Origin of the sequence: Vibrio sp. 661 (genome assembly GCF_033339315.1) — a bacterium.
In the GTDB taxonomy this organism is placed as follows: domain Bacteria; phylum Pseudomonadota; class Gammaproteobacteria; order Enterobacterales; family Vibrionaceae; genus Vibrio; species Vibrio alginolyticus.
In genome coordinates, this window is the sequence record NZ_JAWOUJ010000002.1 from 683,471 (window position 1) to 701,159 (window position 17,689).

19 protein-coding genes and 1 pseudogene are annotated in these 17,689 nt (G+C 43.4%); 14 read left to right on the top strand and 6 right to left on the bottom strand.

The genetic code is table 11. From position 1 onward, the window contains the following. Positions 1–24 precede the first annotated feature (24 nt). Positions 25–414 (top strand): MazG nucleotide pyrophosphohydrolase domain-containing protein, encoded by a 390-nt coding sequence (locus tag R7P69_RS07140; RefSeq protein ID WP_238952682.1) that lies wholly within the window; start codon positions 25–27, stop codon positions 412–414. A 43-nt stretch (positions 415–457) separates the two neighbouring features. On the opposite strand, the gene R7P69_RS07145 is transcribed toward R7P69_RS07140, so the two are convergent. Next, positions 458–1,333 (bottom strand): universal stress protein, encoded by an 876-nt coding sequence (locus tag R7P69_RS07145; RefSeq protein ID WP_238952681.1) that lies wholly within the window; start codon positions 1,331–1,333, stop codon positions 458–460. A gap of 215 nt (positions 1,334–1,548) precedes the next feature. Here R7P69_RS07145 and R7P69_RS07150 point away from each other — a divergent pair, with 215 nt between their 5' ends. From R7P69_RS07150 to def, 6 genes are all read left to right on the top strand, one after another. Further along, positions 1,549–2,892, top strand: a complete 1,344-nt coding sequence (locus R7P69_RS07150; RefSeq protein ID WP_054577843.1) for a magnesium transporter — start codon at positions 1,549–1,551, stop codon at positions 2,890–2,892. A gap of 294 nt (positions 2,893–3,186) precedes the next feature. Then, a complete protein-coding gene (locus R7P69_RS07155) occupies positions 3,187–3,729 on the top strand; it encodes an AAA family ATPase (protein WP_054577844.1) in 543 nt (180 codons plus the stop codon). A 107-nt stretch (positions 3,730–3,836) separates the two neighbouring features. Further along, a complete protein-coding gene (locus tag R7P69_RS07160; protein WP_238952680.1) occupies positions 3,837–5,282 on the top strand; it encodes an AGE family epimerase/isomerase in 1,446 nt (481 codons plus the stop codon). A gap of 416 nt (positions 5,283–5,698) precedes the next feature. Beyond that, complete coding sequence (locus tag R7P69_RS07165) at positions 5,699–6,028, top strand: YceK/YidQ family lipoprotein (RefSeq protein ID WP_017820979.1); 330 nt, start codon at positions 5,699–5,701, stop codon at positions 6,026–6,028. Between the two features lie 32 nt (positions 6,029–6,060). Beyond that, a complete protein-coding gene (locus R7P69_RS07170; protein WP_017635325.1) occupies positions 6,061–6,525 on the top strand; it encodes an ABZJ_00895 family protein in 465 nt (154 codons plus the stop codon). A gap of 234 nt (positions 6,526–6,759) precedes the next feature. Next, a complete protein-coding gene (gene def / locus R7P69_RS07175; RefSeq protein ID WP_017635324.1) occupies positions 6,760–7,266 on the top strand; it encodes a peptide deformylase in 507 nt (168 codons plus the stop codon). Between the two features lie 72 nt (positions 7,267–7,338). Here the strand turns inward: def and R7P69_RS07180 are convergent, their stop codons facing one another. Beyond that, positions 7,339–7,746, bottom strand: a complete 408-nt coding sequence (locus tag R7P69_RS07180) for a helix-turn-helix domain-containing protein (RefSeq protein ID WP_238952679.1) — start codon at positions 7,744–7,746, stop codon at positions 7,339–7,341. A gap of 84 nt (positions 7,747–7,830) precedes the next feature. Between R7P69_RS07180 and R7P69_RS07185 the strand changes: the two genes are divergently transcribed. The 4 genes from R7P69_RS07185 to R7P69_RS07200 all read left to right on the top strand — a co-directional run bounded on the left by R7P69_RS07185 (position 7,831) and on the right by R7P69_RS07200 (position 11,474). Next, the gene (locus tag R7P69_RS07185) at positions 7,831–8,334 is read left to right on the top strand and encodes a DUF2938 domain-containing protein (RefSeq protein ID WP_005376471.1); all 504 of its coding nucleotides are present in this window, start codon (positions 7,831–7,833) and stop codon (positions 8,332–8,334) included. A gap of 226 nt (positions 8,335–8,560) precedes the next feature. Next, positions 8,561–9,589, top strand: a complete 1,029-nt coding sequence (locus R7P69_RS07190) for a phospholipase A (protein ID WP_017820977.1) — start codon at positions 8,561–8,563, stop codon at positions 9,587–9,589. Between the two features lie 93 nt (positions 9,590–9,682). After that, positions 9,683–10,141: a hypothetical protein gene (locus R7P69_RS07195; protein WP_005388759.1), complete on the top strand. Its 459-nt coding sequence runs from the start codon at positions 9,683–9,685 to the stop codon at positions 10,139–10,141. 328 nt (positions 10,142–10,469) lie between these two features. Beyond that, entirely contained in the window at positions 10,470–11,474 is a 1,005-nt protein-coding gene (locus tag R7P69_RS07200) for a metal-dependent hydrolase (protein ID WP_154204330.1), read from the top strand. 40 nt (positions 11,475–11,514) lie between these two features. Here R7P69_RS07200 and R7P69_RS07205 read toward each other — a convergent pair whose 3' ends face one another. The 4 genes from R7P69_RS07205 to R7P69_RS07220 form a co-directional block, all read right to left on the bottom strand. Then, complete coding sequence (locus tag R7P69_RS07205) at positions 11,515–11,907, bottom strand: hypothetical protein (protein WP_005376463.1); 393 nt, start codon at positions 11,905–11,907, stop codon at positions 11,515–11,517. Between the two features lie 492 nt (positions 11,908–12,399). After that, a complete protein-coding gene (locus tag R7P69_RS07210; RefSeq protein WP_258618675.1) occupies positions 12,400–14,160 on the bottom strand; it encodes an ABC transporter ATP-binding protein/permease in 1,761 nt (586 codons plus the stop codon). Between the two features lie 117 nt (positions 14,161–14,277). After that, positions 14,278–14,805 carry a DUF6795 domain-containing protein gene (locus R7P69_RS07215; RefSeq protein WP_033906518.1) on the bottom strand — a complete coding sequence of 176 codons (528 nt, stop codon included), beginning with the start codon at positions 14,803–14,805 and terminating at the stop codon, positions 14,278–14,280. Positions 14,806–15,057: 252 nt separating this feature from the next. Next, positions 15,058–15,672 carry a PolC-type DNA polymerase III gene (locus tag R7P69_RS07220; protein ID WP_005376459.1) on the bottom strand — a complete coding sequence of 205 codons (615 nt, stop codon included), beginning with the start codon at positions 15,670–15,672 and terminating at the stop codon, positions 15,058–15,060. A gap of 356 nt (positions 15,673–16,028) precedes the next feature. On the opposite strand from R7P69_RS07220, the gene R7P69_RS07225 reads away from it, so the two are divergent. The 3 genes and pseudogenes from R7P69_RS07225 (at position 16,029) to R7P69_RS07235 (ending at position 17,509) form a co-directional block, all read left to right on the top strand. Then, a complete protein-coding gene (locus R7P69_RS07225; RefSeq protein WP_238952676.1) occupies positions 16,029–16,889 on the top strand; it encodes an immunity 49 family protein in 861 nt (286 codons plus the stop codon). 52 nt (positions 16,890–16,941) lie between these two features. Beyond that, positions 16,942–17,166, top strand: a pseudogene (locus R7P69_RS07230) (hypothetical protein); the annotation flags it as partial. 82 nt (positions 17,167–17,248) lie between these two features. Continuing rightward, a complete protein-coding gene (locus R7P69_RS07235) occupies positions 17,249–17,509 on the top strand; it encodes a DUF5062 family protein (RefSeq protein ID WP_005376453.1) in 261 nt (86 codons plus the stop codon). The last annotated feature ends 180 nt before the right edge of the window (positions 17,510–17,689 follow it).

Genomic DNA, 17,689 nt, shown 5'->3' on the forward strand with positions numbered 1-17,689 from the left:
AAAAACGTGTTCTACGGAGAGGCAATGAAGAAATTTGATGAGCTGTATGTAATTGCGACGAGAAAATCTCAATATGACCAAACCAACACTTGGTTTAAAGGCGTAGAGACTTATCTGGAGGCCATTGGCAAAGAAGTTGATGAAGTCCGCGAAGAGATTCGTGAGGATCGCCTTTGTCATTTGGAAGACGAGTTAGGCGATGTGTTGTGGAACTATCTTAACGTATTAAAAGCGCTGGAAAGAGAAAAGGGCATAGATCCTGAGAAAGTACTCGAAAGAGCCTGCAACAAATACGATCAGCGTGTATCTGCGATTGAGTCGGGACGCAGTTGGGATGAGATAAAACAGCAGCAGAAACAAGCCTTGAACGCAGAGCATGAAGCCGCGCAGTTAGAAGATGTAAAGAGCCAATAACTGCGCTTGGTATTGAAAGGGTTGGTTAATAGGGAATACCTAGTCAGCCCTTGGAACTGTTGACCAACAGTAGGTCACAAGGTGGTTGGTCAAGTAACGTGTCTACAGTGCTGCCAGACCAAAATTGAGATGACATGCTTCGTTTACATGCCCCCATAATCAAAATCGTTGCTTGTGATTGCTTAACTGCTTTTGGTAACGCCGTTTCAGGGTTTCCTTCCGGTAATAGTAATGGAACTCGCGTTAACTTTTGCGCACTAATAAAATCTGTAATGCCTGCTTTTTGATTGCTTAATATCTCTGCACGATAGCGAGAGAGGTATGGTGCGACGTATCGGCAGTAAACGAGCGTCATTTTCCCGCTTAAGGTTTGTTCTAATTTTGAGCCTCGCGAGACGATGGCTTTATCTACTATCGACTTTTCATCCCCTCGATGAAGTGGGTCGATTGCACAAAGCATGTTGGCGTGAGAAGGCCATGACCGCTCACTCAGTAGCAACAAGTCGCAATCTTGTTGTGCTAGTTCTGTGAGCATCGTTTGAATCTCGTGTTTGTTAAAGTGTCCCACGAGCAGTAAGTCAGTGTGGTCAACAAGTCGTTTCGCAACTTGCTCAACCCAATGGCTCCCTTTGAAATGCTCGTAAGAGAGCGTTGGTGTTTCAAGCTCTTCTTCTTCACAAAGTTCGAAAATTAATGCGTTGAACTTTAAGGTCCAAGCTTCAAACTCAGCTTGTCTTTTTTCTATATGGTCAGAGTTGAAACTGAGAAAATGAGCGAATGCGTGATCTTCACTTCGGCGATGGTCTTCCACTAAAACCACAATAGGCTGAGCCAACGCTGTCGAAAATTGAATCACTTTACGAAGCACCTTACGACTTGGTAAGGCGGCCTGCTGAGTCAGAAAAAATACAGGTGCCATTGATTACTCCATTATCAAACAAGGCGAATGAGCCTGACACACATTCAAGTCTATACCATGAACTGATGCAGAGGCGTTTTGTTTCTGCGAGCGAAATATAAATTCCGCAATTAAGTCAACTATCGCCTAGAATTTTAACATCAAGAATTCATGCCTTCGGATAGCACATATCGTCAATGCGGCGAATGTGGTAGTGAAAGCTATAGGTAAAAGTAATGATAGATTCCAACCAATTGCAAATTAACCGCAAAGTGCCACATTTGCTTGCTGAGATCATTAAAGCGATAGAATCGACCGAAGACTTGAGCTTTTTGAAAGACTATCAAGAAGCACAGATTGCGAACATTTTGGAATCGGTCAACATTGCTTACCGTAAACGTGTCATAGAAGTAGTGCCGCCTGAGAAGTATTGGACGGTATTAAATTTGCTCCGATACGACACCGCCAAGCACATTCATCAATCACTCAATAAAGAATTACAACATGAACGCTTGGCGTACATAACGGATTCAGAACTGATCATCTTTGCGGACTTTCTACCGACCGAATTTGTAGATGAATACCTTATTGATCAAAGTGAAGAGTCTGTCGCGCATATCCAACAAGCATTGTCGTATGAAGACAACAAAGTTGGACGTTATGCCGAGCCTCACTTTCTGGTCGCAAACCCTAAAAACAGCGTAGGAGGCATAAAAACCGAGCTGCTAAAACGCGGGCAAAGTCCTGTGCGGTTGATTATTGTGCGTGATGCAAGTGGTGTGATTGGTACGATAGAGCCGCATACCCTGTTGCTGCACGAAAATCATATCAAACTTACCGACTTGACCGTAGTTACGCCAATTCTAGAAGATATTCAAACGATTCAAAGCGTCAGCAAACAAGTCTCGATTGATGGTGGAGCACATTGGTTTCCTATCATGGCTGGTGGCAAAATTATGGGCGTCTTGTCGATGGCGACCATTGCGATTACGTTGCGCGAACTCAGCCTACAAGCTGTAGTGGCAGAAAACGTACGAAGCGAAGAAGATTTGTTCACACCATTAAGCGTGGCGACAAGGCTAAGAGCACTTTGGTTGGTGATTAACTTGCTGACCGCTTTCGTAGCCTCCGCCATTATTGGGCTTTTTGATAATGTGGTCGAGCAAGTCGTTGCGCTTGCTATCTTAATGCCCGTTGTGGCGAGTATGGGCGGCATCGCAGGTAGCCAAACCTTAGCGGTGGCCATTCGGGGTATCGCATTGAACCACTTGCACCAAAGTAACTTGAAGCTATTGGTGAATAAGGAATTAAAAATCGCCACCATTAATGGTTTAATTATGGGATTGGTGATCGCGGGTGTCGTTTACATGGTGTTTGACTCTTTGCCATTGGCGCTTATTATTTGCTGTGCCATTTTCCTCAATAGTTTGGCGGCCGCGGCATCGGGTACGTTGATACCATTCACGTTGAAAAAGTTTAACATTGACCCCGCCGTGGCTGGCTCGGTAGTATTGACGACCGTTACCGATGTCGTCGGTTTCTTTGCGTTCTTAGGCTTAGGTGCCATTTTCTTGATATAGATATCCAATTGACGTGTTAACCAGCAGAACCAATCGCACCATTTCCTAACCCAATATTTTGGGTACGTTTGGTTCGCTCAAAATTCCTCCGTTTTTCATAAACGCTGAACACGCCGTTTAAGCTTTCATTTCATCAATATTTTTCACTGCTCATTTCTACCCCAAAACTTTCCACTAACGATCTCGCTTAACGCTGGCGTGCCAAATGCCATGCCAATTTCAAACGCCAAATGATGCCAATTTTCTTGGCTGTACACGCATTACTTCACTCAAACAAAAAATAAGGAAAAGATTTTGAACAAACTCATCGTATTCACTGGTGGTCCCGGTGCAGGAAAAACCTCGGTTATCGAACAACTAAAAACACAAGGCTTTATCTGCGCGCCAGAAACCGGCCGTCAAATAATACAAACGCAGGTTGCCAATCACGGTTCAGCATTACCTTGGAATGACAAACAAGCTTTTCGAGACGAAATGATGAAGGCAGAAGTGAGTAATTACCGAGCTTTCAATGCCCACCAAGGGGACGTGTTTTTTGATCGCAGTATTGTGGACGTATATGGCTACAGTAAGTTGGAACAACTTCCAATCTCGCATGAGCTCATCACGCATTGCCAGATGCTTCGTTATCATTCTCAAGTATTCATTTTTCCACCGTGGACGTCGATATTCAGCAACGACGAAGAGCGAAAGCAAGATTTTTCTGAAACGGTGGCTACGTATCAACAGATGGTCAACGCTTATCACAAATTTGGTTATCAATTGATCGAAGTGCCCAAAATGTCAGTCGAAGACAGAGTAGCGTTTATTCTCGGCTCAGTCATCGAACAAGGCTGAAAGATGATTGATGCAAACAAATGCGTAAGGCTATTGTGAGCACGACAACAATATGCGTAAAGGGAGTTATTTATACTGGATAAAATTCAATAACTTAATTGAGTGTTATGTCTTTTAAATATCTTACCTTATTGCTCGCAACGACGAGCATGAGCAGCTTTGCTGATGTAGGCCTGCCTTCGGGGGATGATTGGTTAAACCATGTGACGAATGGCCTAGCCCCATATTGGATGATGGAAAGCGCGCATGGACAACCTGCGGGGAATTTTCCGACTTTTCGTTGTGATAACGGTGTCATTCTCGACCCACAAAAGCCGTGTGGAGAATTAAACGAAGGGTGGATTAGCCCGCACTTCGATCGCGAATACACCCGCATGAAATCGCGCCAAATTTACGCTTATGGCGTGCTTTTTCATCTTACGGGTGACAAGCAAGCATTAGAGCTGGCAAAGAAAGGGGCTTATTACCTGATTGATCATCTACAAGATGAGAAAAACGGCGGCTTTGTGAGCTTTACGCGTAGTGGGAAACCGGGGATGGAGTGGCAACAACGAACTTCTCAAGACCAAGCATACGCCTTAGTGGGTTTGGCGATGTACTACTACTTGACTCAAGATCCAAAGGTCGAACAAGCGCTTATCGACCAGCAAGCGTTTATATTTAAACAATACCGACGAAGCGATGATCGCGGTCTGGCGTGGGTTTTGAAAGACGGTGATGGGGAAAGTGCGAAGCAGCAAGAGCTAGTCGCTCAACTTGACCAGATCAATGGCTATCTGTTGTTAACGGCGCCACTTTTACCACCGCCAGCGCAAGCCAAGTGGAAGCAAGATCTGCAATGGCTGACGCAAGTGATGATAGATAACTACCATTCCGTCAAAGAGCAGCGCTTTTATGGCGCGATACACCACAAAGCGGTAATGATGCCAGATGCGAAACACAATGATTTTGGACACACCATCAAGGCGTATTGGATGACGTATCTGACAGGTCAGTTGTTGGAAAATTCAAAGTGGACAGAGTTTGGTTTCAAAGGAATGAAACACACGCTTAAGCAAGCGCAATACCAGCAAAACTTTGAGCAAGTCAAAGCGCTTTTCTCACCAGAATGGCAGAGTAAATGGACGCAAGAGAGCATTCCTGCTTGGCAATCAAGACCATACAAGCACTATAGCTCGTCTTGGGAATGGGCAGAGCTCGATCAAGCGGCAATGACAGTTTCTCTTGTCGATGGTTCGATGAAAGAAACGCTTCAATACACGTTACCCACTTTTATGGACGTATGGGTGGATCATCAATATGGAGGAGTCGGTCTGAGTCCTAAATCAACCAAAGCGTTCCATTGGGGAAATGGTTACCACCAGTTTGAACATGCGTTGGTCGGGTATTTGTACGCGCAACAAATGGCAAAACAGCCCGCCAAGCTTTACTACGCGCGACTAGCCGAGAGTAAAATGCCACTTAATCCGTATTACTTTAGCGCAGACGTAAAATCGTTGTCGTCACAAAGTGATGGAGTCACCATCGCGACATTCACCAATATTCGACCTTAGGTTGGTCGATGGTGATGTGTTGGTTAAAGTCCGCGTAAAAGCCAATAAAATCCTCCGACAGCAAGTGCGACTATTAGCTATCTAGGTCTGTCACTAGATAAGCTTCAAGCAGTAATGGTGTAGGTATTGCCCACAGGGCGCTTACAAAAAGCCGTCAGAACCACTGGTTTTGACGGCTTTTTATTCTATGACAGGTAGAGGCTTCAATTTTCAGCGCGATAGATCCATGAAAACTTAAGTGAGATTCCAATCACGTCGCATGATCTCACTAGTGTCATTGGAAATAAATGAATTGTTTCTAATACATAGAACGTATTAACATGGTTGCACTTGGCCCATATGAGTAAATTCATTGAACATACAATTTGAGAGAGGGTTTAGTTGTAAAAATAATAGTTAGTTGGAATCTAGGTTAAATGAAAATAAAACTATTTAAAAAGCTACAAGTTGTATTTCTTGTGGTGTCAGCATCTTTAATGGTGGGGTGTTCGTCTATAGATGCGCATGCTGGTGGCGGATACGGAAAGCCGTTTTCAGGCACCGCGTTATCAGTCGCACGACAACCTTGCTATTTAAGAGCTGATATTACTTCTATCGCGTTATACCCACTATCATTGATTGACATTCCTTTGTCTTTAGCAACGGACGTTGTGTTTCTTCCTGTTGATTTAGTCATGGTAGTTACGCCAACAACGAGTTATGGCGGTGTTGTTTCTCTAGGTTGTCCAAGCGGAAGCATGATCTAAAACGCTTATTTTATTCAAATAAATGGAAAGAAATGAAAGTGGAATTAAAAAATAACTATTCAGAATCAGAAATAAACCAGCCACCATCGGTACTTCTTGTTACGTCTCTGTTGTGTCTGGCGTCCGTTTGTTGGGCTGCATTGCTGTTGGCCATTGAATATATTGTTGGGATAGAAATGAGTGGTACAGGCTTTCTTAGCACGTTAATCCCAGCCATGAGTGTTGGTTATTACTTCGGCTACAAGACTGGAGATGTAATGCCATCAAAAACAAGATGGTATGCTGTTTTACTGTGGACTTTAGCAAGTTTGGTAGTGTTCTCTCTTATCTTAATGTCGTTAGATATTTCTCCGTTTTATTTATTATCTGAGCTCGGTGGGGTAAGTATTTTTATTGCTATCATAATGCTAATAACGATTGGCATCGCCTACTTAATTTTAAAAAGTGGTGAGAAAATGGCGATTAGAGTGTTACTCAAAGCCAAGGAAAGTCAGTAGATAAAATACAACAAACGATTCAATTAGGATCATGACAAGACGCCAGCCATAATGTGCTGGCGTTTTAGTTTCCTGTTTGTAGGATTTTTTGTCTAAAAGGCAAACCCATTGATTGTGTTGTAGTTTGAGTTAATGGTTTATGCCTTGTGCGCAAGATAGCTTAGCAGGTTTATGTATCAAGAAACGTGTGTATAATTCGCCACGAATTACGATTTATAGATATGAAAGGTAAGTATGGCAGTCCTCGAAATTCTCTCCATTCCAGACCCAAGGCTTAAAGTAAAAGCAGAAAAAGTCACTGATGTATCGACAGTACAAACGCTGATAGACGATATGCTAGAAACACTTTACGCAACGGGCAATGGTATCGGTTTAGCTTCAACCCAAGTAGGCAGAAAAGAGGCGGTTGTTGTCATCGATATCTCTGACGAACGCAATGACCCTTTAATCTTGGTTAACCCAGAAGTGGTGAGCGGAGAAAACAAAGCACTTGGTCAAGAGGGATGTCTCTCTGTTCCTGAGTACTACGCAGATGTAGAGCGTTACACGTCAGTTGTTGTGTCTGCACTAGACCGTGATGGCAACCCGATTACAATCGAGAGCGATGAGTTCTTGGCGATTGTGATGCAGCACGAAATTGACCACCTATCGGGTAACTTGTTCATTGATTACCTCTCACCGCTGAAGCAAAAAATGGCGATGAAAAAAGTGAAGAAGTACGTAAAAGCGAAAGCTAAGTAATATGAGAGGAAGTAACCCTCCATGTCGAGTTACTTCCTTTTAAATCAAGAATAGGAAGGTAGGGAGAGCGGTTCATCTCTGCTTTTGGGGGACATAACGCTTTACGACCTTCATAAGCTTCTGAAATGAAGAACAGTCCATATGTGACTCATGAGGGCAGGTGGCGACATGGTTGAGGCTGTCTCGCACCGCTTTCAAACGTTTTATTTGCTCATCAATCTCAAGTGCCTTTTTCGTTAGTAAGTCACGATCGATATATGGCTTTGAAACTTCTGATTGATTCAACATTTCTGCCATTTCGTTAAGCGATATTCCAGCGATACGCCCCAAACTAATTAAATTGAGTGTATTGAGTACCTCTGGTGAATATTGGCGTCTCAATCCACTCCTTCCTATCGAGCGAATTAACCCCAGCTGTTCGTAGTACCTGAGCGTTGAAGTCGGCAATCCTGATTTTCTAACCACTTCTGCAATATCCATATTATTCCCCATTGACTTCAAGTTGGCTTTAAGTTGTAGCATGCAACTAAGACCTTAACAAATCAAAAACATGAGGAGAGAAAAATGCTGCTTTTAATGGGATTGCAAGCGGTGCTAATAGGGATTGGTGCCACTTTGATAATGGATTTATGGGCATGGTTACAAAGGAGAGTGTTTGGTATTCCTTCATTAAACTATGCGTTGGTTGCGCGCTGGGTTTTGTACATGCCCCAAGGAAAGCTTATGCATGCGCCAATTATGGCGTCAGAGGCGATGCCGGGAGAAAAGTCACTTGGCTGGTTTTTGCATTATGCCATCGGCGTTACTTTCGCTTTGGCTCACGTTACTGTTTTTGGTCATCATTGGTTGGTAGAGCCCAGTCTAATGCCCAGCTTAATTACAGGCGTGGTAACGTTGATCTTCCCATTTTTGGTCATTCAACCTTGTCTAGGATTTGGTTTTGCTGCGAGTAAAACCCCAACACCTTGGAAAGCCCGTTTTCTTAGCACATTGGCGCATTTGGGTTATGGTTTGGGTTTATTCATAGCCGGGTTTGCAATCAAAGTTACGAGCCAGTATTTTGCATAGATAAAATGAGCATCATGCAAACGAGTGGTTTTTATCTATGATGCTCAACTCTTGGTTGTTTTTTGCGCTTTGATCATAGTTGACCGATATGTCTAAAGTCTGTTGCATTTATCCAAGACGTAAAGTCGGCGGACATTTAACATTGCCTTAACGTCAGAATGGCAAGCGGTTTACCAAGAAAAACTAAAATTATCTGGTTTGACATAAAGAATATTAAGGGTTTCAGATGGCTTCAAAAGTGGCAGGGATATCAATACTGAGTTTATTGGCAGCGCCAGTTGCGATGGGAGAAACAGCCAGTGCTTATGATTTATGTTTGCTAGACAAAATAAAGCAAAGCAAAGGTGAAGAAACCATAAAGAGCATTCGCGCGCAGTGTGAGCTTGACACAGTAACCAGCACAGTGCCCGCTGATCCAGAAATTGAAGAGCCTGAAGAACTTCAGGAAAGTTTGGTCGACAAGCGTTTGGAATCAGAACGAGAAAACGCGTTCGAACCGTTTAGTCTGGTCGCGCATCGCGTTAACTATATTCTTCCGTTTACATACAGTGATCGTGTAAATAAACGCGCGTATGCCGACACCAAATACGGCGATGAACTGCGTAAGGAAGAGGCGGAGTTCCAAATCAGTTTTAAAGTACCAATGAACTATGATGACTTGTTGTTTGATGGCGATGGTCTGTTTTTTGGAATGACTCTTAAATCATTTTGGCAGGTATACACGGGTGCAGCATCTCGTCCATTCCGTGAAACCAATTATCGTCCAGAGCTTTTTTACTACACCCCAACAGACTGGAAACCACTTGATGGTTCGACTTGGTTAGGTTTTGGTATTGAACATGAGTCTAACGGTCAGAGACAGGAGCTATCGCGCAGTTGGAACCGTGTCTATGCCAACTTAACCTTTGCAAAAGACAATTTTGCGGTTTCTATCCAGCCTTGGTGGCGTATACCTGAAGATGAAAAGACATCGCCTAATGATCCCAAAGGTGATGATAACCCGGATATCGAAGACTATATGGGACACTTTGAGCTATCGAGTGCTTACAAGTGGAATGGTTACGAGTTTACCTTTTTAGGTCGCCAGAACTTTCAAACACATAAGGGTTTTGCAGAACTGGGTGTGTCATTTCCGATTTGGGGCAAAGTTCAGGGGTACGCACAATACTCAGCGGGTTATGGTAAGAGCTTGATCGACTATGATCATAATCAGCAGCGGATTGGTGTTGGTATTGCAATCAACGGTGTTTTGTAGTTTTTCGTAGATGGATAGAAATTAACACTGGCAATTGAAATTTCAATATTTAGAATACGAGGCTGAAATTGATTTCTAACCTAGAGTGATTTTATGCTTCGTGATTACACCTTCGATTGTCTTGTAACTATGCCTCGCCATGAGCTGGAAGAGTTTAGTGCTCGTATGATCAGTAAAATGGTGCCAGAAGACGTGATGAATGAGCTGTTCACTTTTGATCAAGAAGAAGTGGATAGTGAAGACCGCATGTTGTCTGCACGTCTTGATGCAATGCTACGCATGACAGCAATCGCACTGAGTGAAATTCAACAAGCGTTTGATGACTCAGACAACGCAAAGCAAAATAGCGAGCGAATGACGCGATTGGTGCTTTGGCATTTCTACGCGATCTCATTCCGTTTGGAAGAGGCCATCACGCTAGAAACACACTGTGCTCTAGTGGAAAAACTAATCGAAAATGCACCTTCGGATGTTTTTGCGTGGGTAAAAACATTGACGGAGCTGCTGCACACTTACGCTGAAATCAACGCGAAAGAGAATCCTCAAGACTAAACACCTGTCGTTTATCGTTCAGTAAATTAGAAACAAGGCGAGCCATTTGGTTCGCCTTGTTTTTTCGCGTCAGATAAACCTTCGGGTTTGAAATACCAAACAAGCCTAGACTCAGATTTGTTCGTTCACTAGCGAACGGCGTGATTCCTTCTTACACTAAATCAAGGTGTTTGTTGCTAAACAAGCAAATGCATGACTAAGTCGTGTATTGTTTTCCACTTAAATGCGGATAATTTATGTCGAAGAACCTTCTGGTTTTTAAATTGGAACCGACTATTGAGCGTGTACGCTTTCCAGCTGAGCTTCATCTATCTAAAGGAAGTGAACGATGGATCCGTTAACGCAAGGTTTATTGGGTGCAGCTTTGCCACTGGCCGTGAGCAACAAGCGAAACCTTGCAGTTGTTGGCGTGTTGGGCGTGGTCTCTGGGATGGCTCCGGATTTAGATGTGCTCATCCGTTCTTCAACTGATCCTTTGCTGTATTTGGAATACCATCGCCAATTTACTCACTCGCTCTTGTTTATCCCGTTTGGTAGTTTCATTTGTGCTTTGGTGTTGTATCCATTGTTCGCAAAAAAGCGAGGACTAAGCTTCCGGCAGAGTTGGTTTTACTGCGCGCTTGGTTATAGTACCCATGCGTTATTAGACGCATGCACCAGTTATGGAACACAGCTTCTATGGCCGATAAGCAACACGCGTTATGCTTGGAACACTATTTCGGTAATCGACCCCGCTTTCACACTCCCTATTTTAATATTGCTTTTGTTTGTTGCACTGAAGCGAAGCCCAAACTATGCCCGCATTGCATTTTTATGGTGCCTGGCTTACCTAAGTCTTGGAATGATCCAGCGAGATAGAGCAGAAGTAGCTGGTTGGGAAATCGTCAAAGAGCGACAACACAACGCTATACAATTAAAAGCCAAACCAAGTTTCAGCAATCTTTTGGTTTGGAAACTAATTTATGAAACGGAAGAGAGCTACTATGTAGATGCCGTAAGGGTGGGGCGTTCAATAAAAATTTACCCTGGCGAATCAACTCCAAAGTTAAATATAAAAGAGCAATTTCCGTGGCTAAACCCGCAATCGCAACAAGCAAGAGACATCGAACGTTTCCGTTGGTTTTCAAACGGTTTTGTAGCGACGGATCCGAATAATGAAATGCGAATTGTTGATATGCGTTATTCCATCGTACCAAACCAAATTAATGCGTTATGGGGCATCAATCTATCCCCAAAAGCCAGCGCAGACGCGCACGTTGAATACACTGCTCATCGAGGAAGTACTGCAGAAGATCGCCAAGTTTTTTTCAACATGCTTACGGATTTTGAGTGATGGTTTTACTTTGGATGTCGATGCGGTTTCGTAATAACTATTACGCAGACTGAAAGTCCTTTACTAGGGTCGGCTTGCTAGCGAAGAAAATCTTGCCAAACAGGGACTTGTACTTCCAGCCAAGAGACAAAAGCCGTTTAGCTAAGTTCTTGTTTTCAATGATTGCAACCTCAACACCTTGGTAGTGGTAAGGATTGCTTTTGATGTAGTCGATAAATGCAGTAAGCACGCCTTGCCCGCGAACGGAGGGTGCAAAGTTGACTGCTACAATAGAAAAGCGTTGGCTACCTGCTGGGCAACGGACTAAACAGTGCCCAAGAGGATGAGTAATAGTCTCAGAAAATTCAGGAAAAGGGCGAGACTCAAGCTCTTGAGAAAGCGCATCGTATCGCTGACATAGATAAGAAAATAGTTGTTTCGCTTCGCTGTTCATATCGGTGCCGCTTTTGTGTTGCTTGGTTTGAAGGCATTGATGTCTCAAACATTGTAACCATAGATAGCAACACAAAACGCGGTAAACTTTTTCAGTAATGATTTCCTATTTTTGAAACCTGAATTGTTACAAATGAAGTTGATTGGGTTTTATATGGTAGTTGTGAACGAGTATTTCTAGTTGAAGGGAGAATACGCTGGTTACTGGATTCTTACTGGAATTCCTTTGTTAAAAGGCGAGCTGCTTGGTTTAATGCCGCTCGTTTAACTGCGAGTGGCATCTTTTGTATTTCGTCACCTTGTACAGCGACGATGGGACATGATGTGGGATCTTCTATCCTAGCTCTTCATGGTCTAAATTATCTCATTAACCACTCAGAGCTAGATTCTTAGTCTCGCCAAGGCTCGCTGGACTGACACAAAAACATCGTTAAACTCCTGTTATTAAATTATTTGGTCCGCCTTTGCTTACTTTTGAACGCTTAACTAGGCGTTACTCCAAGTGCTTAAATTGCAATGCCACAAGTCGCTGATACAACTCACAGCTTTGCATTAATGATTGGTGGTTACCGACATCGACTAACTCGCCATTGTCGAGCACCGCAATTTTATCCGCATGTTGGATAGTCGAAAGACGATGAGCAATAATCAGCGTTGTGCGTCCTTTCATTAGAGCTTCAAGTGCTTGTTGAACGTGATGTTCACTTTCACTATCAAGGGCGCTGGTAGCTTCGTCTAGCAGTAAGATTTTTGGATCTTTTAGAATCGCGCGAGCAATCGCAATGCGCTGCTTTTGTCCGCCCGATAGCCTAACGCCGCGCTCCCCTAAAAAGCTGTGATAGCCTTCGGGAAGCTTCTCAATAAACTCATGGGCATGGGCTTTTTTCGCGGCTTCGATAACTTGTTCATCCGTCGCTTCAGGATTACCGTAGCGAATATTATGGAAAACATCATGGCTAAACAGCGCTGGTTGTTGTGGTACGAGCGCCATTTGACGTCGAAGCTCGTTTGGATCGAACTGTCGAATATCTTCACCACCAAACAACACTTGCCCTTTTTGCGGATCATAAAAGCGTTGCAGCAGTTCGAATAGTGTTGTTTTACCGGCACCAGAAGGGCCGACCAACGCCAACACTTTTCCTTGTTCAGCAGTTAGATTTAATTCTTTGATTGCTGGTTGATTTGGTCGAGAAGGGTAGTTGAAACTCACCGAATTAAAGTTAACCTCAGCAGGCATGTCGGAACGGACAGGCAAATAGTTGCTTGGCGCTTTAATATCACTGTCTACTTGAAGGATCTCAATCAGCCGTTCGGTAGCACCTGCGGCTCTTTGCAATTCACCCATGACTTCGGAAATGGTTGCAGTCGATGAGGCAACCATAATGGCATAAAACGCAAATGCGGCTAGGTCACCCGCAGACATTTTTCCGTGAATCACATCGCTGCCGCCTATCCAAAGCATGCCTGAAATCGCGCTGAACACAATCACAATAACGCCTGATATCAGGATCGCGCGCTGTTTTACTCTCTGTCTGCCTACTTCATAAGCTTTTTCCACCTCGACAGCGAAAGCCGCTCGTTCATGCGACTCTGAGCTAAAACTTTGCACGGTTTTAATATGTTCTATCGCTTCTCCAGCGTAGCTTCCGACATCGGCCATTGAGTCCTGACTTTGGCGAGAGAGAGCACGCACGCGTCGTCCATAAAACAAAATCGGAACCAGAACCAAAGGCACAGAAGCAAGCACAATCAGCGTGAGCTTAACGTTGGTAGCGAATAACATAATGATGGCACCAAAACACATCAAAGCGCTACGCATCGCCATCGAGAACGATGAACCAATAATGCTTTGCAGCAATGTGGTATCGGTAGTCAGGCGCGACATTATGTCGCCACTACTGTTAGTCTCAAAATAGCTCGGATGCAGCGTAATCACATGGTTAAACACCGCAAGGCGAATATCCGCACTAACGCGCTCACCTACGGCAGAGACAAGGTAAAAGCGAAAGAAAGTCCCAATGGCAATACACAATGTGACACCGACAATAAACTGAATCGCATTGGTGAGCTCTTGCAATGATTGCTGAGCAAAGCCTTGGTCGATAAGAATGCGCACTCCATAGCCAACGGATAACGTCAAACTTGCTGTCGCGACAAGGGCAACCAAGGCCGCCGCAACCCGCCATTTATAAGGTGCAATAAAGGTGCTGAGTTTAAGAAGAATGCTGAGATTTTTGTTATTTTTTCTGCTCATGAGTGACTCACAAAGCGTTTTAGGTACCTGGCATAGTAAGCCAGTTTGGTTGATGAGACCAGCGAACTACCGCTTTCGGATCAGGAAGTTGAGGAGTTTGATAGAGTAAACATTACTCTATCTGTTTACTTTTAAGTAATCACTTAAGTCACATTGACTACTTACGGAATCCCCATGGGATTGAAATTCAAACTTTCTGATGGGGTTGGTGGCTTCGCAGTTTAAATTAGACATATTTACTCTTTCCTTCATACCGATGACATGATGCCTGAAAACTCCTTTCCAAATAACAACCTTTTGATTGGCAACGGTTGTGGTCACTTCTACACTGCATATTGTTTGAAATAGACCGTCGAAAATACTTAGAACTTTATTCCTTTTTCTGAAAACAGGATCAAACTTGAATTCCCCATTTGTATTCGTGGTGAAGCTACGTTCGAAAGAACGATTTTCTGACCGAATGGTAAGTACTACATTTGCATTCTTTATGGGGGTATCGTTCTTCGTAATACGTCCTTTTATGCTTGGTGTAAACTCTTGAGCTTCCTTACCAAAAAATAAAAAGCCAACAGCAAAAACAGAAATCAGTACGAGTATGAGTAAAGCTGCAAACTGTTCTAAGAACAGAAAAACGTTGTTGATCATCGCTTACAAATCAGTAGTCAGTGAATACACCTCGAATTGTTGCGTATTGTCTCGAGTGACTATAGCGAGTATCTAAATCGGTGAGACATCATTCACGATTTTTTTAGAAGTTTTGGAGGATAGAGTGACCCAGGCGATCTTTGTTTTGAATAAGAAGCACTGCGATATTGACAGATATAGCCAATATCGCATGTATATCGAAAATCACTTAAACGTCGAAGAGACTAGAATCCGCTTTTAGTTCGGAGGGTGTTACGCACGGCTTTTGGCGAGTAGCAGGTCGACTTTTCCTTTAGCTGTTTTACTGACCGTTTGCATCAACTGAAAACTTGGTTTTTCGACGCCTGAGTTTTCTATCCCTTCGACCATTAAGAGCCAAAGCTTGGCTGTCATTTGCGCATCGGCTAGTGCACGGTGGAAAACACCGTCGTTGTCGATATTTTTATAGCGAACAAGTTCACCTAGCTTATGTGATGGGGCTTCTTGAATGAGCCGTCTTGCTACCAGTAAGGAGCAAGCAAACTCACCCGAATAACCACAGTTGATTCGTTCAAGCTCTGCATCTAAAAATCGTTTATCGAAGGACGCGTTGTGAGCGATAAGGTTCTCGCCAGCAATGAACTCACTAAATGACGCCATTACCTCTTCGCAGCTTGGTGCCGATCGCAACATATTGTTGGTAATGCCGGTGTAGTTCTCAATGAAAGAACTCACTCTGAAACCGGGGTTCATGAGTTGCTGAAAACTATCGACAACCTCGCCATTGACTAACTTTACTGCACCAATTTCTATTGCGCGATCACCTAAAGTAGGAGAGAGACCTGTGGTTTCAAAGTCGAGTACGACCACAGAGTTTGCTTGAGGCATAAAATTTTCCAGCTGAGTAATATTGCGCAAGAGTATTATCGAAAGCGACAGAAAAAGAAAGGCGAACACAATGGTGAATATCTGTCTATCTTTACTCCACAAAGTCAGTGTTCGTCGTCCACTGTTTATGGACAGGTACGTTCTGGCTTACCCATCGCGGCTTGTGCGGTAGCCTTATATTTCAAATGTTTTTCGGCTTTTCGATTCATTTCAGTTAAGCATTAACTTTCGATACAGCATACTGATTATAAATTGATTTTATAAATTAACTTCGGCATCATTCACGGCTTGATTTTGAGTATGAATATCATCACGGCAAAAAATTAGAACAACTTATAATGCGAGGCTAGGGAACGATGGAAGCAATGAAGAATCATTATTTAGAGATACCTGAAGAAAGAAAATTGCGTATTTTTCGTGAGGAAGATGAAGATTTTTACAACTTCTGGGAAGAAATGCTTGATGAAAAACAATCTTTTTATCAGCAACCTCTCAAAAGAATGAAAGGCGACGCTTGGTATTCGCTTGATTCATTCTTCACTGCTTCAAAATACGGACAACATCAGGTCTCGCCAGCTTATATAACAAGAGCGCTTGAGTTACTGAATAACGTGTACTTGCTGGCCAATCATTCAGACCAAGTGGTTGAATTTTCCGTTGGGCACCGACACTTTTCGGAAGTGGGTAACCGTTCTATTGCAGAAGGAACAATGGATGCATGGTTGGATGAAATCTGTTTAGCGATGGCCGCGAGAGATTGGCGCTGCATAGAGCTGATGACCATCATGGATGAGTCATTAGTGCGTTTAAAAGATCCTTTTGATGTTGCGCTGGTCGAGTTCGTTAACGGTGTATTTAGCAATTCATCAGCGTTACCTGAGTTATTGCAAACGGTGATGGAGAAATCCTCCCCACAATATTTAGAATCAACCAGGGTGCCATATGTACACTCTTTGTTTATTCCATTTGTGAATGTGTTTGTTGCCATTATCGATGGCGATGAGGCACATTATCAAGAAGCACTGAGGGATGCGTTAGAGGCGCATTACCAGTTCTACATGAATGAAGATGTTCGCTATTCGCCAAAAGGGAATGTTTCTTTGAAACTGATTGGTCTTGCTGCATTGGCATACGATAAGTATGGCTGGACAATTCCAGAAACCGCATATTTGCCAAAGTGGCTCGTTTACGGTGAGCATGATCTCTGTTCTAAATAAATCATTAATAGAACACCTTATGTAGTGTCTGCGGCAATGCCGTTCGGCAGCACCTCGAGCAAACATGTTGTACCTGATCCTACCTTTCAGCTGTGAAAAGTTGAAAGAACTCCAATACACGTTTGCCACGGAAAAGGGCATTTGGTTTGGTAACCCGCAAGTCACGGCACATCCAAATCAATCGATTGTTGAATGGTATGTTGGTGACTACCTGCTCAATCTTGGTGATGACGAATTAAGGTCGTTTTTCAATCAGTTACTCGGTAAGAAGGCATAAACTTATCAATATGCGAGCTTACTAACACGCCATACGTGACACTTCATGTATTCTTAATTGAAGCGAAGAAGAGGATTTATCAATGTCAAAAAGCTCCAAGCTTCACAATGAAGACAAACTGGTTAAGAAGGCACTAGAGATTGGTGGGAAGATGGCGAAGCTACAAGGTTTTGACCTTCCTCAGTCACCACAACCTCTAAGAGTAAAAGCGATTTACCTATTCTTGGTCGATGCAAAACAGATCACGCCATTGCCGGAAAGTAAGCTAGACGGCGCAAGCATCAAACACCGACTGGCAGTATGGATACACAGTGCGTTGCCAGACAACGACCCTCTAAAGTAAAAACCTCAAGAAGTTACATAGGTCATTAATTCACAAGGCGAGCCAGGTGGTTCGCCTTGTCTGATCTTGGCAAGTGCACCGAGGCCTTCTAATGTTTCGTTATCATTGATTTACAAAACAGCATCAAAAGGGCTAAAGATAAAGCCAGAGAAGCGCTACAATGCTCGCGTTGCAAGAGTG

Coding starts and splice junctions, on each gene's coding strand:
- R7P69_RS07190 (WP_017820977.1), top strand. CDS start 8,561: ATGGCTTCAAAAGTGGCAGGGATATCAATACTGAGTTTATTGGCAGCG.
- R7P69_RS07160 (WP_238952680.1), top strand. CDS start 3,837: ATGTCTTTTAAATATCTTACCTTATTGCTCGCAACGACGAGCATGAGC.
- R7P69_RS07235 (WP_005376453.1), top strand. CDS start 17,249: ATGTCAAAAAGCTCCAAGCTTCACAATGAAGACAAACTGGTTAAGAAG.
- R7P69_RS07165 (WP_017820979.1), top strand. CDS start 5,699: ATGAAAATAAAACTATTTAAAAAGCTACAAGTTGTATTTCTTGTGGTG.
- R7P69_RS07210 (WP_258618675.1), bottom strand. CDS start 14,160: ATGAGCAGAAAAAATAACAAAAATCTCAGCATTCTTCTTAAACTCAGC.
- R7P69_RS07145 (WP_238952681.1), bottom strand. CDS start 1,333: ATGGCACCTGTATTTTTTCTGACTCAGCAGGCCGCCTTACCAAGTCGT.
- R7P69_RS07205 (WP_005376463.1), bottom strand. CDS start 11,907: ATGAACAGCGAAGCGAAACAACTATTTTCTTATCTATGTCAGCGATAC.
- R7P69_RS07215 (WP_033906518.1), bottom strand. CDS start 14,805: ATGATCAACAACGTTTTTCTGTTCTTAGAACAGTTTGCAGCTTTACTC.
- R7P69_RS07195 (WP_005388759.1), top strand. CDS start 9,683: ATGCTTCGTGATTACACCTTCGATTGTCTTGTAACTATGCCTCGCCAT.
- R7P69_RS07220 (WP_005376459.1), bottom strand. CDS start 15,672: ATGCCTCAAGCAAACTCTGTGGTCGTACTCGACTTTGAAACCACAGGT.
- def (WP_017635324.1), top strand. CDS start 6,760: ATGGCAGTCCTCGAAATTCTCTCCATTCCAGACCCAAGGCTTAAAGTA.
- R7P69_RS07170 (WP_017635325.1), top strand. CDS start 6,061: ATGAAAGTGGAATTAAAAAATAACTATTCAGAATCAGAAATAAACCAG.
- R7P69_RS07225 (WP_238952676.1), top strand. CDS start 16,029: ATGGAAGCAATGAAGAATCATTATTTAGAGATACCTGAAGAAAGAAAA.
- R7P69_RS07150 (WP_054577843.1), top strand. CDS start 1,549: ATGATAGATTCCAACCAATTGCAAATTAACCGCAAAGTGCCACATTTG.
- R7P69_RS07180 (WP_238952679.1), bottom strand. CDS start 7,746: ATGGATATTGCAGAAGTGGTTAGAAAATCAGGATTGCCGACTTCAACG.
- R7P69_RS07185 (WP_005376471.1), top strand. CDS start 7,831: ATGCTGCTTTTAATGGGATTGCAAGCGGTGCTAATAGGGATTGGTGCC.
- R7P69_RS07200 (WP_154204330.1), top strand. CDS start 10,470: ATGGATCCGTTAACGCAAGGTTTATTGGGTGCAGCTTTGCCACTGGCC.
- R7P69_RS07140 (WP_238952682.1), top strand. CDS start 25: ATGAAGAAATTTGATGAGCTGTATGTAATTGCGACGAGAAAATCTCAA.